Source organism: Gilvibacter sp., from assembly GCF_965601605.1.
In the GTDB taxonomy this organism is placed as follows: Bacteria; Bacteroidota; Bacteroidia; order Flavobacteriales; family Flavobacteriaceae; genus Gilvibacter.
The window spans coordinates 1-16,395 of the sequence record NZ_CBFCWJ010000001.1 but is presented as its reverse complement, the minus strand read 5'-3'; the positions used below and the strand labels follow the sequence as shown (position 1 = coordinate 16,395).

Annotated in this window: 17 protein-coding genes; 13 read left to right on the top strand and 4 right to left on the bottom strand. The window is 43.1% G+C overall.

Annotated elements, in window-relative coordinates; genetic code table 11:
• The coding region (locus ACSLP7_RS00085) for a VPS10 domain-containing protein (RefSeq protein ID WP_435577416.1) at positions 1 to 1,837 on the bottom strand (1,837 nt) is incomplete at its 3' end.
• A gap of 317 nt (positions 1,838 to 2,154) precedes the next feature.
• Between ACSLP7_RS00085 and ACSLP7_RS00080 the strand changes: the two genes are divergently transcribed.
• The 4 genes from ACSLP7_RS00080 to ACSLP7_RS00065 are packed head-to-tail and all read left to right on the top strand — an operon-like array spanning position 2,155 to position 5,114.
• Positions 2,155 to 2,685 (top strand): hypothetical protein, encoded by a 531-nt coding sequence (locus tag ACSLP7_RS00080; RefSeq protein WP_435577415.1) that lies wholly within the window; start codon positions 2,155 to 2,157, stop codon positions 2,683 to 2,685.
• Between the two features lie 3 nt (positions 2,686 to 2,688).
• The gene (locus tag ACSLP7_RS00075; protein ID WP_435577414.1) at positions 2,689 to 3,513 is read left to right on the top strand and encodes a lysostaphin resistance A-like protein; all 825 of its coding nucleotides are present in this window, start codon (positions 2,689 to 2,691) and stop codon (positions 3,511 to 3,513) included.
• 22 nt (positions 3,514 to 3,535) lie between these two features.
• Positions 3,536 to 3,952, top strand: coding sequence for a hypothetical protein (locus ACSLP7_RS00070; RefSeq protein ID WP_435577413.1), 417 nt, complete (start codon positions 3,536 to 3,538; stop codon positions 3,950 to 3,952).
• Between the two features lie 4 nt (positions 3,953 to 3,956).
• Positions 3,957 to 5,114: a hypothetical protein gene (locus tag ACSLP7_RS00065; protein ID WP_435577412.1), complete on the top strand. Its 1,158-nt coding sequence runs from the start codon at positions 3,957 to 3,959 to the stop codon at positions 5,112 to 5,114.
• On the opposite strand, the gene ACSLP7_RS00060 is transcribed toward ACSLP7_RS00065, so the two are convergent.
• From ACSLP7_RS00060 to ACSLP7_RS00050, 3 genes are all read right to left on the bottom strand, one after another.
• Positions 5,111 to 6,490: an MATE family efflux transporter gene (locus ACSLP7_RS00060; protein ID WP_435577411.1), complete on the bottom strand. Its 1,380-nt coding sequence runs from the start codon at positions 6,488 to 6,490 to the stop codon at positions 5,111 to 5,113. The genes ACSLP7_RS00065 and ACSLP7_RS00060 overlap by 4 nt on opposite strands.
• The gene (gene hemH / locus ACSLP7_RS00055) at positions 6,491 to 7,534 is read right to left on the bottom strand and encodes a ferrochelatase (protein ID WP_435577410.1); all 1,044 of its coding nucleotides are present in this window, start codon (positions 7,532 to 7,534) and stop codon (positions 6,491 to 6,493) included.
• An 85-nt stretch (positions 7,535 to 7,619) separates the two neighbouring features.
• A complete protein-coding gene (locus ACSLP7_RS00050; RefSeq protein ID WP_435577409.1) occupies positions 7,620 to 8,504 on the bottom strand; it encodes a helix-turn-helix domain-containing protein in 885 nt (294 codons plus the stop codon).
• A gap of 197 nt (positions 8,505 to 8,701) precedes the next feature.
• On the opposite strand from ACSLP7_RS00050, the gene hemA reads away from it, so the two are divergent.
• The 9 genes from hemA to ACSLP7_RS00005 all read left to right on the top strand — a co-directional run bounded on the left by hemA (position 8,702) and on the right by ACSLP7_RS00005 (position 16,270).
• Entirely contained in the window at positions 8,702 to 9,970 is a 1,269-nt protein-coding gene (gene hemA / locus ACSLP7_RS00045; RefSeq protein WP_435577408.1) for a glutamyl-tRNA reductase, read from the top strand.
• Complete coding sequence (gene hemC / locus ACSLP7_RS00040) at positions 9,970 to 10,878, top strand: hydroxymethylbilane synthase (RefSeq protein WP_435577407.1); 909 nt, start codon at positions 9,970 to 9,972, stop codon at positions 10,876 to 10,878. Before hemA ends, hemC begins: the two co-directional genes overlap by 1 nt.
• Positions 10,875 to 11,528, top strand: coding sequence for a uroporphyrinogen-III synthase (locus tag ACSLP7_RS00035; RefSeq protein WP_435577406.1), 654 nt, complete (start codon positions 10,875 to 10,877; stop codon positions 11,526 to 11,528). The genes hemC and ACSLP7_RS00035 overlap by 4 nt, the downstream gene beginning before the upstream one ends.
• A complete protein-coding gene (hemE, locus tag ACSLP7_RS00030; protein WP_435577405.1) occupies positions 11,525 to 12,550 on the top strand; it encodes a uroporphyrinogen decarboxylase in 1,026 nt (341 codons plus the stop codon). The genes ACSLP7_RS00035 and hemE overlap by 4 nt, the downstream gene beginning before the upstream one ends.
• 3 nt (positions 12,551 to 12,553) lie before the next feature.
• The gene (locus ACSLP7_RS00025) at positions 12,554 to 13,039 is read left to right on the top strand and encodes a DUF6973 domain-containing protein (protein ID WP_435577404.1); all 486 of its coding nucleotides are present in this window, start codon (positions 12,554 to 12,556) and stop codon (positions 13,037 to 13,039) included.
• Between the two features lie 2 nt (positions 13,040 to 13,041).
• Positions 13,042 to 13,803 carry an EI24 domain-containing protein gene (locus tag ACSLP7_RS00020; RefSeq protein ID WP_435577403.1) on the top strand — a complete coding sequence of 254 codons (762 nt, stop codon included), beginning with the start codon at positions 13,042 to 13,044 and terminating at the stop codon, positions 13,801 to 13,803.
• A complete protein-coding gene (gene hemF / locus ACSLP7_RS00015) occupies positions 13,793 to 14,716 on the top strand; it encodes an oxygen-dependent coproporphyrinogen oxidase (protein WP_435577402.1) in 924 nt (307 codons plus the stop codon). Before ACSLP7_RS00020 ends, hemF begins: the two co-directional genes overlap by 11 nt.
• 7 nt (positions 14,717 to 14,723) lie before the next feature.
• Positions 14,724 to 15,698: a porphobilinogen synthase gene (gene hemB / locus ACSLP7_RS00010; RefSeq protein ID WP_435577401.1), complete on the top strand. Its 975-nt coding sequence runs from the start codon at positions 14,724 to 14,726 to the stop codon at positions 15,696 to 15,698.
• A gap of 71 nt (positions 15,699 to 15,769) precedes the next feature.
• Positions 15,770 to 16,270 (top strand): DinB family protein, encoded by a 501-nt coding sequence (locus ACSLP7_RS00005; RefSeq protein ID WP_435577400.1) that lies wholly within the window; start codon positions 15,770 to 15,772, stop codon positions 16,268 to 16,270.
• Positions 16,271 to 16,395 lie beyond the last annotated feature (125 nt).

Genomic DNA, 16,395 nt, shown 5'->3' with positions numbered 1-16,395 from the left:
CTATGCTGTTAATCATCATCCATTCCGGCATACCCTTAGGAGTTACGTTCTCCCAAGAAGCTCCTCCGTTACGGCTTAAATGAACCAAGCCATCATCAGAACCAACCCACATGAGGCCTTCTGTTACTGGCGATTCTGCCGCAGCAAAAATGGTACAATAGTACTCAACAGAAGTGTTGTCTTGCGTAATTGGACCTCCGGAAGATTTTAGTTTCTCTGGATCATTTCTGGTCAAATCAGGAGAAATGATGTCCCAGCTCTGCCCTTCATTGGTAGTAACGTGTACGTGGTTGGAGAAGGTGTACATCTTCTTCGGATTGTGTGGCGAGAAGATAATCGGGAAATTCCACTGGAAACGGTACTTCATGTCTTCTGCACCATGTCCCATAGGATTGTCTGGCCATACACTGATACTACGAACAGTACCTGTTCTGTGATTGTAGCGTGTTAAGAATCCGTCATAACTACCTCCATAAACGATATCATTGTCTAAGGGATCAATGGCAATGTGAGCACTTTCTCCACCGGCAGTAGATTCCCAGTCGTTTTCTCCAATGCTGAATCCTTCATTTCTGTGATTGATTCTTATGGTAGAATTGTCCTGCTGTGCCGCATAAATACGATATGGGAATGCATTGTCTGTAGTTACTCTGTAGAATTGAGAGGTTGGCTGGTTGTGGTAAGTACTCCAAGTCTCTCCACCGTCATAGGTTACCTGAGCTCCACCGTCATCTCCAATGATCATACGTTTTGGATCCTCTGGGGCAATCCACAGATCGTGGTGATCTCCGTGAGGGGCGTTATACGTGCTGAAGGATTTACCTCCGTCTGTACTTTTATGATAGCGTACGTTGAGTACATAAACCAGATCTTCATCTTGTGAATCTGCATAAATTCGTGTGTAATACCAAGCGCGCTGTCTGAGTTTTCGCTCGCTATTGATGTGGCTCCAAGTGGCTCCACCGTCTTCTGAACGGTACACTCCACCTTTGTCTTTGTTTTCTACTATAGCCCAAACACGATCGGCGTTGACAGGAGAAACTGTAACGCCAATAATTCCTAAAGTATCCGTTGGGAAACCAGGGTTCTTAGAGATCTCTGTCCAAGTTTCTCCGCGATCAGTACTTTTCCACAAAGCGGAACCGTCTCCACCACTACTTAAACTGTATGGTGTTCTACGTACGTTCCATGTAGAAGCGTAAAGCACTCGAGGATTGCTTGGATCAATAGTCAAATCTACCGCTCCTGCATCACGGTTGGCAAAAAGCACTTTGCGCCAGGTTTTCCCTCCGTCTGTACTTTTATAGACTCCGCGCTCATCGGTTGGTTTATAAATGTTCCCCATCACCGCAGCATACACTACATTATGATCGTTCGGGTCAATGGCTATTCGCGGAATGTGTCGGCTTTTTTCCAAGCCCATTTGCGTCCAAGTCTTTCCGGCATCTACACTTTTCCAAACTCCGTAGCCAGAAGATACATTACCGCGAACGGTCTTTTCTCCTCCTCCCACATAGATCACATTGGGATCGCTTTCTGCCACTTCAATGGCTCCGATAGAACCACCGAAATAACCGTCTGAAATATTCTTCCAAGTACGTCCTCCGTCATTGGTTTGCCAAATTCCACCTCCAGTGGCTCCGAAGTAGAATAAATTAGGCTTTCCGGGAACGCCGGTAACTGCTGCGCTACGTCCGCCTCTAAAAGGACCGACCAAACGATACTCCATGGCATCGTATAGGGCTTCATCTACCGCTTGGGCTTGAGTTTCAATAGGAATGGCTACAAAAAGGAGTGTGAGTGCAAGGACAGTTGCACGGATCTTTGCGTAAAACATCAGGATGGATTTTTGGTTTACGTAAAGATAACCAAGAATTCGCTAAGAAGCTGTTAAAAAAGGGGATACAGCGGTGATTTTGAGTCGTTCGCACATTTATGAATATCACCCTAAATACATAAAAGTAGATTTCTTATGCTTGGAAATGAGCTTATTAGCATCCTACTTTTATCCTCCTGGCAAAAAGCCACCATCACTAACTTTTAAAACCTCACACTGATGACATGAAATTTGAAAAATGAATCAACCAGGCACCAGGTGTCTTGATTCCCGCTAACTGGCCACAGGCCAATCATTAACTAAACAATCTCAATATTATGAAAATCAATGTACGCATGTTCATAATGTTACTCCTCTGCACCTTTATTTTTAACAACAATACTCTGGCCCAATCTACTACTTATATGAGCGAAAACTTGGCCATCACTAAGATAGATCTGGTAGATCAAAAAGATGGAAGCTTTGTGTTTCAAATCAAGCTCACAGATTTCAGTGGTCAAAAGAAGCTCCCCGAAGGCTTTGGTTTTAGTGGAGTTACCTTTACTGATGATGGCAAAGGAAACGATCAAAAAGCCGGAGATGGCATCTATCACTCCAAAGAGTTGGGTGATTATAAAAAACTTAAAGACCGTGAATTCCTCAATGCCGTAATTGTAGGGAACCAATTCAAACACCATCAAAAACTCAGCAAGATAAGCTCTAAGGGTATTGGTTGTAAGTTCGTTCCTTGCGGTTGTCCTTGTGATACTGGGACCACCTGTAATGCATGTATTTGGTGGGGCTGGAGCTGTTGGAAAATAGAATCCTGCGAGTTCAGTATTAGCCTGAGTGATCTAATTATGCTCTAAAAAATGAAGGGCCTCTTTAAGATAGATAAGCGCTTTGCGCTACTATTTCTAACAATGCTGATCTTAGGATGGGTCATAAGGCAATTTGAACCTGTTGAATTACCTGATTTGCTTGAAATTTTGATCACCAATGGGATATTAATCACCGCGGTTGTTGTTCTATTTTGGTCAAACACCGTAGTATTTAGTTTAAAACTTAGCAAAGGGATACAAGTAGGGGTCTGGTTTTGGGTTAGCTTGTTGGGTTGTTTCATTTTCTGCCTAGCTACCGCATCAGATGTGACTATTGGTGATTTTGAACCGGTATTTTTGATTCAATTGATTGGAATTGTATACGTCCAAACCTTTGCAGAAGAACTTATCTTTAGAGGCCTTTTAATTAACGGTTATTTGACACGCAACATCCCATTGAAGCGAGCTGTCGTCTACTCAGCGCTGCTCTTTGGTGGGATGCACTTAATAAACCTGAGTTCCAATGCAAATGTGATGTCGGTGATCAATCAATCCATAGCGGCAATTTTTATGGGCGTGTTTTTTGGTGCTGTTTATATTCATGTCCGAAATATTTATTGGATGGGACTATTGCACATGCTCATCAATTTACCGTCTTACTTGAAAAAGTATCCCAACACCTTTTGGATGGAATCAGAAACAGAAGTCTTGAGGGAAATGAACCTCATCTCTACTGTAATCTCCACTTTTTTTGTCCTAATACTATTCAGTCCTTTCTTGATAACTGGGTTACTCATGCTTAGGAAAAAGGCACTGACAAAACTGAATTTAGATACCTCCAAAAAGGCTAAAGAAAGAGCTTTTAACCGCATTTAACTTCCCCTGCTAACATAACATTATGAAACGCTATTTTTTTATGGCCATGGCCTCTTTGGCCTTGTCCCAACCCATCCATGCACAAACAGCGAAAGTACAGTTTGGACGTTATGGAGAGTGCCGCAGCGGTCGTGGCATCTGCGCAATTAACATTGAAGCCGCAAGACAAGAACACAATGCAACCTTGATCAAAGAAGACGGTCTTATCGTTTTAAGGATCCATACTGAATTTTTGGATTCAAAAGCCAAGAGTCAGCTTACTGAAACAATCATTAGCTCTCCCGCAGGCTTTATAACAATTGACTCCGCCTTTACATTCAATGAAGGAGTTAAAAATTTATTAGAGCGTTTGGGATCTCAACTAAATGGACTCAGTGCGCGGAACTATCCGATAAGCCTAGAACAAGGTCAAGTCAATATATACCTCACCAAAATTTAAGGGCATGAAAGCACTACTTGTATTTACACTTATCCATTCTGCATGCATTCAACCTTTGAGAGCATTCCATGATGAATTTCCGCCTGAGAGGACCTTTGATCAGATCCTGCTGGAATTAGAAAGCGAGATCACCGAAATCCGAAATTCCTATCAACAGGAATACAGAACCTTGAGCCTTGCCATTGAAGAGGTCCGTCAAAATATGTTAATGGCAAAAACGACAACAGATCTGGTCAGGCTTATTTACAGAAAGGACCATTTGTTAGAGCTATTGGACATTACCAAGCAAACAGAATATGCCGACATCAGCAAAGTAAGATATCTCAAAGGACTTCAATTGATACGGTTGCTATATGAGAAAATGTTGTCCTTGGATCATCATTTTGAAGCAGTGACCACGTTTTCAGAAATGAGCGCTATGGCCAATCCAAACAGTTTTGAAGCCTTTAATGAAGTCAAAGGCATTCTGCAACAGCAGCAAAAAAAATCGAATTTTGAGCTCCCGAATCTGTTGGGTGAAAACATCTATACCTCAATAGTACATTCAATGGTTTCCCTGTTCAATAGCGGACAATCCCGGAAAGAGAAAGAAGCGACTATTAAGGATATTGAATGCATTTTGGATTTTACTTTAAATATGCATCAGGACCTCAACACCATCTACTTTGAAACCGCTTTTTTAAAGTCTAGTAGTGATGGCCTTTTGGCTGGATTGGAGGAACTTTTTAGAGCATATACCGTTCCTATCGGATATCAAAACAGCCTTGAAAAGTGTCGGGCAATGGATGATTGGGACGCGCTTAAAGAAGCCTTGAATCAATACTTAAATAAGATGCAATCGGCAATTATGGATCCTTCTAAAAGCGATCAGGCATTTAAGCTTCAAGTCAATTTGGAGTTCAGTATAGACCGTTTGCTTCAGTTCATTGCGCAGTACAATAACTTCATCGATCAAGGGGCAAAATTCTATCAGAAATTTGCAATTATGTTGTCCAGCTATGAGAACGAAGCACTCTGTAGAGGGCAGATCCCGGGAGAATTTGAAGTATTAAAGCAAAAGATCACCAATTCCATAGATAAGTTTAACAATGCCTATAAACCAGCCGAGATCAACGGTAGTAAATTGAAGGAAGTCCTTTATGGGATTAACGAGTTCGACTAAGTCGTTGCCCGCATCTTTTTAACCGCAGCATTCAAGAAATAACCAGTCACTACTGTAGCCAGCACATCTGCTATGGGGAAGGATATCCAGACGCCAAATACGCCCAAATAAGTCGGTAATATCAAGATCAAAGGGATTAGGAAAAAACCTTGTTTGGTAAGACTCAACAATAATGCGGGAACCGCTTTGCCAATGGCTTGAAAGTAACTCGCCCCAATGAGTTGCACCACAATGATGGGAGTCGCGGCAAATACCCAGCGTAAGGCGTTTGGAGTCCTTTTTAGAATCTCTGTATTGTTGGCCAGGGTTTGCGCGTCAATATTATCACTGCTGCCGATGAATACAGTTACTATTTCTGTCGGAAAGGCCATGATGAGTGCAAAAATCAGTACGGCCAATCCTCCAGAATATTTAATGGAGGTATTGATGGATTCTCGCACGCGTTCAAATTGTTTAGCGCCGTAATTGTACCCTGCAATAGGCAGGAATCCTTGGTTTACTCCAATAACTGGGAAGAGTGCAAACATGAGCATACGGGAAATGATACCGTAAACCGCCACGTCCAAATCATCTCCATAATGAATAAGTACATTGTTCAATAATATGGTGAGCACGGCAATTACTCCTTGTCGGGATAAAGTCACAAAACTCAAGGCATTGATCTCACGAACAATGTTGCGTTGTAATGAGAAGGAGCTCCATTTTAATCGGAGTTCACTCTTTACAGCAAAGAACCAAAAGATGAACGCAAAACAGATGGCATAACTGATGAAGGTCGCCCAAGCAGCACCTTCCATGCCCATGTCAAAGACACGGATCAAGATCCAGTCCATGAAAATGTTGCCAATGGCTGGCAACATCATAGCGTACATAGCAAATTTAGGTTTGCCTTCTGCTCGGATCACATTGTTACCCATCATGCACATGGCCAACATCACAATTCCGTAGAGCACTATGTTGTAATAGGTCAAAGCGAGATCTTTAAAAGACTCACCTGCCCCAAAGAACTCGATCAAATAATCTTGAAAGACCAGACCCAAAATGGCCAGAATCCCGGAGGTAAAAAAGGTCAGTGTTATTTGATTTCCAAAAACCTTTAAAGCCTTGTCATTGTCTCCTGCACCCAGGGCTCGTGATAATACGGAACCTCCTCCAATACCAACGGCCAAACCAATGGCGGCAATAAAAAAAGTAACAGGAATTACAACAGTGATGGCAGATATGGCCAAAGGGCCAATCCATCGGCCTACAAAAATGGTATCAACGATCATGTTCAAAGACATGACCAAAATTCCAATAGACGCCGGTACGGCCTGCTGAATCAGCAATTTGCTAATAGGGGCCGTGCCCAATGCTTTGGAATTCCTTTTTGCCATTTAGGCTATTGCTGTTTTTAAATCGGCAATGCGCCAGTGTTCAATCCAATCGGCAAGCAGTGAGGCCCAATCCTCATCCTCATTCAAACAAGGGATCACAGTAAAGTCTTCTCCCCCTACTTCATGGAAGATCTCTTCTCCTTCCATGGCAATCTCTTCTAACGTCTCCAAACAGTCACTCACAAATGCTGGAGTAACAATGGCCAATCGCTTCGTGCCAGCTAAGCCCATTTTTTCAATGGTGCGGTCTGTATACGGTTGCAACCAGGGATCAAAACCTAATCTAGACTGAAAGGTAGTACTGTAGGTTCCTTCCTCGAATTGTAAATATTCGGCCACCAAGCGTGTTGTTTCTTTACACTGATGACGATAACAATATGCGTGCGCCTCGCTAGGAGTTTGACAACAACTGCCATCTATTTTACAGTGCGATTTTGTTGGATCACTCTTGCGAATGTGACGTTCCGGAACTCCGTGATAGCTGAACAGCAAATGCTCGTAATTACTTCCTTCTAAACCGCGTCTAATAGACTCCGATAAGACCTTGATATAACGAGGATCATTGTAAAATGGATCCAAAGTACTGATGTGTAACTGAGGGAAGAACTCTTGGCGTAATTCTTCCACCTTCACCGTAATGGTCTCTGTTGTTGCCATGGCAAACTGCGGATACAAGGGCATAACCAGAATCTCTTCAACGCCTTTATCCACTAATTCTTGCATTCCATTTTTAATGGTCATGCTACCATATCGCATGGCTAATGCCACTGGAATCTCTAGTTTTTCTTGCACTTTGGCCTGTAAACGTTCTGAGAGTACGATAAGCGGAGAGCCTTCCTCCCACCAGATTTTGGAATAGGCCTCGGCTGACTTTTTGGGACGGGTATTCAAAATGATTCCTCTCACCAATAGAATTCGCGCCCAACGCGGCACGTCAATCACTCTTGGATCCATCAAAAACTCATCCAAATAACGCTTTACGTCTTTAGGGTCTGTACTGTCTGGCGACCCCAAATTGACCATTAAAACACCTTTCTTATGCATGATACTTTTTTTGCGAAGTTAAGCCGCTTAAAGGCTATAATTCTTGCGCTGTTTTATTATTTGACAATTGATTAATCAATATCGTTTATACTGTTTGACCCATGGTAAATTTCTTGGGCGTGGTTCCGTAGCGTTTTTTAAAGGCTGCAATAAAATGACTTGCCGTGCTATAGCCCAGTTTTAGGCCAACTTCGTTTACGTTAAGCGTTCCTGAGGCCAAAAGTTGGCGCGCCACTTCCATTTTATACTCCAATAAAAAGCTAAACACAGAATCGCCATAAATCTGTTTGAATCCTTCTTTAAGCCTGTTGATAGGCATTTGCACTTCATCTGCTAATTCTTGCAAACTCGGTGGTTCGGCCATGCGCTTAATGATGATTTCTTTGGCTTGTTTGATCTTTTTCACATTCGCCTCACTGGCTAAAAATGGACATTGTGCTATGTCCAGCTCTTCGGGTTTGTTGAAATACAAACTCAATAATTCATAGGCCTTAGCTTTGAAATAAAGCGGCTTTACGTTTGGGTGCAAGTTGAATTGTAGCAGCTGATTCAAGGCTACAGCCATAGAAGGCGTGATCAAGGTCTCCTGATAGTACTTTTGCTTGCTGTTCTCTTCCGAAAGGAAAGTGATATAATTCGCTTCGGTTGAAAAAAAACTGTGAAGCTTAGAAATGGGCACAATTATAGACAACAACCACGAATCAGGCTTCAGAGTGAGTGCTATGGGAAGCTCTTTCTTCGGATTGTAAAGAAGAATGGCTTTGTTCTCTCCCGCTGGAAAGGTGTAAGTATTGTTGTTGAACTGAAAGAATCCGCTGCCTTTTACACAAAAATGAAACTGCAGGCAATCTTGACGTACTTCCCTGCTGTAGAAGGCGTTAGTGTTTTCTTCATTCAAAAATTCCAGCACAAAAAAGCCAGGATCTATACTCGTTTGCTCGTAAATGCCGTTAGCGACACTTTTTTCCATTTTAGCTTTGAATTTAAGATTGATTATTTAGACTCATTCTAAATAAAGAATTGACATTTATCATATCTCAGCCCCCAAAAATAGTGCATTTTGCGCCCCAAGGTTTCAATTTAAGTCAATATTAACAGGCTTCGATATTATAAATACCGCTAGCGTTATTTTTTAAAAATCGTAGCGATTAATTTTGCGGCGTTTCTATGAGCAAGAACACCCAAAGAACAACCACGGCTATGGCCGACTCTCGTTTTATCGTTATCGGGCTGAACTATCAGAAAGCCGATGCCGAGACGCGTGGGCACTTTAGCTTGAGTCCAGATTCGCAACTTGCTCTTTTAGAAAGTGCAAAGCAACAAGGCATTGATGCCATCAGTGTAATATCAACCTGCAACCGCAGTGAGATCTATGGCTTTGCGCGTTCTGCGGATCAATTCATCGATCTGCTCTGCGATCATACCAACGGTAACAAACCGGAATTTCTCACCGCATCATACATCTACACCGGGAATGAAGCAATACGCCATTTATTCCGTGTGGGTACAGGACTGGATTCTCAGATTTTGGGTGATTTTGAGATCATTAGTCAATTGAGACGATCTTTCAAGCAAGCCAAAAATCTAGGGTTGCTCAATCCATTTATGGAACGACTCATCAATGAGGTGATTCGCGCCAGCAAACGCATTAAGAATGAAACGGCTTTATCCAGTGGAGCCACCTCAGTAAGTTTTGCTGCAGTACAGTACATACTTGCCCGTGTTCCCTATGTGACCAATAAGAACATTTTGCTCTTCGGTACAGGGAAAATTGGACGCAATACTTGTGAGAACCTCATAAAACATACTCGAAACGAACACATCACTTTGATCAACCGAACGCGATCCAAGGCTGAGAAAATTGCTGGGAAGTTCAATTTGATCGTTTCTGATTACGCCAATTTACAGTCTGAGATTGCTCAGGCAGATATTCTAATTGTAGCGACTGGGGCACAAATGCCTACCGTTTCAAACGCCTTGCTACACCTTAAAAAACCGCTGCTGATCTTGGATCTTTCGATTCCAAAAAATGTGTCACAAGATGTAGAGAACAACCCCCTGGTACACTTGGTACATTTGGATCAACTCAGCAAAATTGCAGACGACACCCTTTCGGAGCGTGCACAGCAAGTGCCAAAGGCCTATAAGATCATAGAACTGATCGAGACCGAATTTTACGAGTGGGTAGAAAAACGCAAATTCGCTCCAACCCTGCGTGCGCTCAAACAACAACTCAATCTGTATGCGGCGGCAGAGATTGACAATCAGCGTAAAAAATTAGACGATTTCAACGAGGAACAAGCGCAGATACTCACCGATAGAATCGTTCAAAAAATTACAACACAAGTGGCCAATCACCTCAACAAAATGGATACTACAGAGGTGGACCAACACGAATTGATCCGCAAAGTGTTCAACCTGCAAACCGAACAATAATGGAGGCCGCAATTAGAATTGGAACCCGTCAAAGTCCTTTGGCCCTTTGGCAAGCCAACACCGTAAAGTCACTTTTGGAAGCTCAAGGGCACAATTGTGTTTTAGTGCCTATTAATTCCCAAGGGGATCTCAATTTGGAACGACCACTTTATGAATTGGGAGTGGTTGGTGTCTTCACTAAAACTCTAGATGCTGCACTGCTGGCAGATAAAATTGACGTGGCCGTGCACTCCATGAAAGACATGCCTACGGCTTTGCCAAAAGGCATCGCACTTGCTGCAGTTTTAAAGCGAGCTGACCCTCATGATATTTTAGTTCATAAAGGAACCGACTTCTTAAATGCAGCAGGAACTATTGCCACCGGAAGCCTTCGCAGAAAGGCTCAATGGTTGCATAAATACCCGAACCATGAAGTTGTCGGCCTGCGAGGAAATGTGCAAACTCGGCTTCAAAAACTAAAAGACAATCCATGGAACGGCGCTATTTTTGCCAAAGCAGGCTTAGCTCGCGTTGAGCTCTTGCCAGATCATTTCCATCAGTTGGATTGGATGATTCCAGCACCAGCTCAAGGCGCAGTAGCTGTTGTTGCTAAGCAGAAAGATTCACAACTCCTAGAAGACTGTAAAGTCATCAATGACCAACATACTGCTCTATGTACCCATATAGAGCGTCAATTTTTACGTACACTTGAAGGAGGTTGTACCGCGCCCATTGGAGCCATCGCGACTATAGAAAATGAGCAGATCCAATTCAAAGGAAGTTTACATAGTTTGGATGGAAGCCAAGCAAAAATTATTGATCAGACCGCACCACTTGCTCAAGCACTTGACCTTGGAGCTGCTTTAGCCAAAGCTCTTTTAGCTGATGGTGGAACGGCAATTATGGAAGCAATTAGAACCGAATTATGAGATTGCTGTCTACCAAAATATTAACCGACGAACAACAAGCACGCTTGCAAGCTGCAGGATATGACGTGTCTCATTACGACAGCCTTTCCATTGAGTTGCTCACTTTTGAGATACCTGAGCAAGCCGAACATTGCATTTTTAGTTCCCAAAATGCAGCAAAGGCCTTTATCAATAACGATTCGGCTATTAAACAGCGTTCGGTTTACTGTGTAGGAGAAAAAGCAGCACTGCTTTTAGAAGAAAATGGTCAAAAAGTGATTGAAATTGGTCAAAATGCCGCCGATTTGGCCCAAAAGATCATAAAAAACCATAAAAACATTCCTTTTTATTATTTCAGCGGAAATCTCCGAAGACCAGAAATGCCTCAATTACTGGCTCAAAATCAAGTGGTATTTCACGAAGTACCGGCCTATGAAACCCGTTTAAACTATCCGGAATTTGAGCAGCAGTTCGAGACTGTTCTGTTTTTTAGTCCAACTGGGGTTCAGAGCTATCACAAAAACAATAACAACACGAATTACACAGCGATCTGCATTGGTGAAACCACCCGAGCAGAAGCTTTAGCATTTACACCTCATACCGCAACAGCTCTGCACACCACTGTAGATGGAGTCTTGGATGCTGCCTTGCAACACTTAGAAAAAGCATGATAAAGAACGATCTATTTTTACGCGCCCTAAAAGGCGAAACCGTTGAGCGTCCACCCGCGTGGATGATGCGTCAAGCAGGAAGATATTTACCAGAATTCATGGAGATTAAGCACAAGTATGATTTCTTTACGCGCTGCAGAACTCCGGAATTGGCCAGTGAGATCACTGTGCAGCCTATTCGTCGATACGGCATGGATGCAGCTATTTTGTTTAGCGACATTTTGGTGATTCCACAAGCCATGAATATCGAGGTAGAAATGAAACCAAATTTTGGACCATACCTGCCTAACCCGGTGCGCACTCCAGAAGATGTAGAGCGCGTCATTGTTCCAGATGCTAAGGAATCGCTTAACTATGTGATGCAAGCCATTAAAGCCACTAAAGAAAAGCTCAATGATGAGGTGCCACTAATTGGTTTTGCGGGTTCCCCATGGACCATTTTATGTTATACAGTGCAAGGTCAAGGGTCTAAGAATTTTGACAAAGCCAAAGAGTTTTGTTTTACCCAACCAGAAGCCGCGCATCAATTACTGCAGAAGATCACCGATACCACCATTGAGTATTTGAAAGCTAAGGTAGAAGCTGGTGTAAACGCTGTTCAAGTTTTTGATTCTTGGGGAGGCATGTTGGCTCCTGAGGATTATCAAGAATTCTCACTGCAATACATCAATCAAATTGTGACTGCCTTGAAACCTTTAGCTCCGGTGATCGTCTTTGGTAAAGGATGCTGGTTCGCTTTAGGCGATATGGCTAAGTCAGGCGCAGCTGCTTTGGGTGTGGATTGGACTTGTTCTGCGCGTAATGCACGTTATCTCTCCGGAGGTAAAATTACCTTACAAGGAAACTTTGACCCAAGCCGTTTGTTATCGCCTCCAGCGGTGATCAAAGAGCGTGTACATCAAATGATTCGCGAATTCGGGAAAGACCGTTATATCGTAAACCTGGGACACGGAATATTACCCAACATCCCAACAGAAAATGCAGGCGCTTTTATAGAGGCGGTGAAGAGCTACAAAGAATAAACTATGTTCTGGAGAACACTCAAGCGATTAAATTTTGCGCAGCTATTTATGTTGTGTGGAATCACTTTGCGTTCTCCGATTCGTATGCTCAAAACTGCTTTGGCGACCCAAGAGTGTATGCAAATCTGTAATCGAGAGTTTGGACAAGCGCATCATTTACACAACCGAGCCAATGCCATTCGACATGCGCTGTGGAATATTCTAATCATGAAGCGCATTTATAAGAATCCGTCGAATATTCTTTCCACCTTGGCTTGGGCTGACAAAATCACTTCTTGGCACGAGGACTTTTCTGTGAATGAACCCTTGGAACGCGCCATGGACTTGCACAACAACCAGGTCGGGCGGTATTGGTTTTCTGATTATAAGACCAGCTCGGAAAAAGAAATTGTCGAAAGTTTGAAACAACGAGCCCTCAAAGCGCGTCAAATACTCGATGTTAATGAAACCAAGTACTGCTTTGGACGCTTGGTGTATTTAAGCGAATAGTTATGATCGGTTCTGTATTTTCAAGCATAAAAGCATATTCTGATGCACTCCCACTCATGAACAGATTAGGGTTGTGGCGGTATTTTGTGGTTCCTATAATTATCAGTTTGGTCGTTGCCCTTGGAATCGTTGTCGCGGCCTACGGATTGAGTGATAATTTAGGCGCATTGATCAGTAAGGCGTGGATCTTTGACTGGGGCAAGGAAGCCTTTGCGGTAGTTGCTGAGATTCTGAGTGTGATCATGATCATTACCTTCGGATTTATTATTTACAAAGCTGTAGTGATGGCTTTGAGCGCTCCATTTATGAGTCCGGTTTCTGAAAAGATCGAAGCAGACTTGCGCCCAGGTGAGCGTTTTTACAGAAATACAGACTTTAATGACCAATTGTGGCGCGGTATTCGGATTAACGCACGCAATTTAGGCATGGAATTGTTGTGGACTGTTCCAATTTTCTTTTTAGGACTGATCCCTGTCATAGGTTTGATAGCTCCAATTTTGCTCTTTTGCATGCAAGCTTACTATGCTGGCTTCGGAAACATGGATTATACCTTGGAAAGACACTTTGGATACAGCGACAGCATTCGCTTTGTAAAACGCAATCGCGGATCAGCCATTGGCAACGGATTGGTTTTTATGACAGTGCTTATTATACCTGTTATAGGTTTGATCTTAGTACTCCCGCTTTCGGTAACGGCAGCTAGCTTGAGAACTGTACAATTAATGGACAAAGAACAACCTAAGTTAATCGACTATGCGAACTAAATTTCACGAGTACATCCAAACCCTTCAAGATCAAATTACCTCAGCTTTAGAAGCTGTAGATGGGCAAGCTAAATTTCAAGAAGACCTTTGGGAACGCCCAGGAGGCGGAGGTGGCCGTACACGAGTGATCGAAAACGGAGCCGTATTTGAAAAAGGCGGAGTGAACATCTCCGCAGTACACGGCGCCTTACCCCCTGCCATGCAGGACTATTTTAAAGTAAAAGAGGCGGACTTTTTTGCCTGTGGACTCTCTCTAGTGATCCACCCTAAAAGCCCAATGGTGCCGACCGTTCACGCGAACTGGCGCTATTTTGAACTCTACGATAAAGCCGGGAATGTGGTCACCCAATGGTTTGGTGGCGGCCAAGACTTAACCCCTTATTATCTGTTTGAACAAGATGCTATTCACTTCCATGAAGTGTGTAAAACTGCTTGTGACAAACACGATCCGGAGTTTTATTCCAAATACAAAGCTAAGTGTGACGACTATTTCTGGAACGCTCACCGCAATGAAGCTCGTGGTGTAGGCGGATTGTTCTTCGATTACTGCAAGCCTACGGAAGAATTTAGCTTAGAGCAGTGGTATAAATTCGTTACAGAGGTGGGCAATAGCTTCGTAGAAGCTTACGTACCCATTGTAGAGCGCAGAAAGAACCTAGAATACACCCAAGCCCAGCGAGATTGGCAAGAAGTGCGTCGTGGACGCTATGTGGAATTCAACCTGATCCACGATAAAGGCACCTTGTTCGGCCTTAAGACCAACGGGCGCATTGAAAGTATTTTAATGAGCTTACCGCCACATGTACAGTGGCATTATAACCATCAACCAGAACCGGGCAGCCCAGAAGCAGCCCTAGTAGAAGTGTTGCAAAACCCAAAGGATTGGGCGGCACGGATTCCGGCAAATTCTTAAAAAGATTATGTATCCCATCATTAGAAATAGACGTTTACGTTCATCCGCAGCCATGAGAAATCTGGTTCGCGAAACCATCATTACTCCGCATGACTTTTTGGTGCCATTGTTTGTGACAGAAGGTAAAGGCGTACGGGAAGAGATTCCTTCCATGCCGGGCTATTACCGCTTGAGTTTGGATCAATTGGCCGGTGAAGTGAATGAACTCTGGAATATGAACCTACAAGCCGTCTTGCTCTTTGTAAAGGTTCCAGACAACCTGAAGGACAATGAAGGTACTGAAGCATTGAATCCTGATGGCTTGATGCAACGCGCCATTAAAGAGGTAAAAAATGCACAACCGGGAATGTTAGTGATGACCGATGTGGCTTTGGATCCTTTTTCCAGCTATGGGCACGATGGTATTGTTGCTGATGGGAAGATTTTAAACGATGAAACCAATGAAGTGCTAGCAGCCATGAGTGTTTCTCATGCCGCTGCTGGTGCCGATGTGGTTGCACCCAGCGATATGATGGACGGACGCATTTTAAGTATCCGTGAAGCTTTAGAAGAAGAAGGATATATTGACACAGCCATTATGAGCTACAGTGCCAAGTATGCCTCGGCCTTTTACGGACCGTTTAGAGACGCTTTGGATTCTGCGCCTGGCTTTGGTGATAAGAAGACCTATCAAATGGATCCGGCAAACCGCTTTGAAGCCATCAAAGAAACGCAAATGGATATTGATGAAGGTGCCGATATTGTCATGGTAAAACCGGGTTTGGCTTATTTGGATATAGTCCGAGAAGTTCGCAACGAAGTTGATGTCCCTGTAGCCGTTTATCAAGTGAGTGGAGAATACGCCATGCTTAAAGCCGCAGCAGCTCAAGGATGGCTAGATCACGATGCAGTAATGATGGAACAACTCATCAGCATAAAGCGTGCAGGAGCCAATATCATTGCGAGTTACTTTGCCAAGGACGCAGTGCGTTTACTTTCGTAACTTAGAAGCGGTTGATCTATGCAGATAATTTTTATTTGCTTGATTATCTCAGAAATAAAAATTTTAAATAGATGAAACATCTTTTATTTGCCTTTGCTCTTTTTGGAGCCACAGGAGCTATGGCACAGGCTACAACACCCAAGGAAGCCTTTTTGGAAAAATGGGAAAACGCTAAGAATTACACCTTAGAGATCGCCAAATCCATGCCCGAAGAAGATTTTGGGTTCAAACCAACTGATGGACAAATGACCTTCAAAGAACAACTGATCCATATAAAAGGCAATATGGATTGGTTGAGCACTACGTATTTTGGAGGAACCGAACCTAAGGCCATCACAGACACCAAGGCAAATATCATCAAATCCTTAGAAGCTTCTTTTAACGGTGTAGCCGATGCCGTAAAAGCTACTGACCCTAAAACCTTTACCGAAACTGTGGATTTTTTTGCTGGGCCAAAAAGCCGTCTACAGATCTTGAATCTGTTGCAAGATCACCTTACCCATCACCGTGCACAGCTGATTGTATACCTCAACCTCAAACAAGTAGCGCCTCCACGTTATGTGGGTTGGTAATTTTTGGTATTTTTACTCATATCAAGTCAACTATAAGCTAGCTCTGTGACCTTACTCATTGTTTACGCCGTACTGTCTATCTTTTTTTCGTTCCTGTGTTCGATCTTAGAGGCTGTACTGCTCAG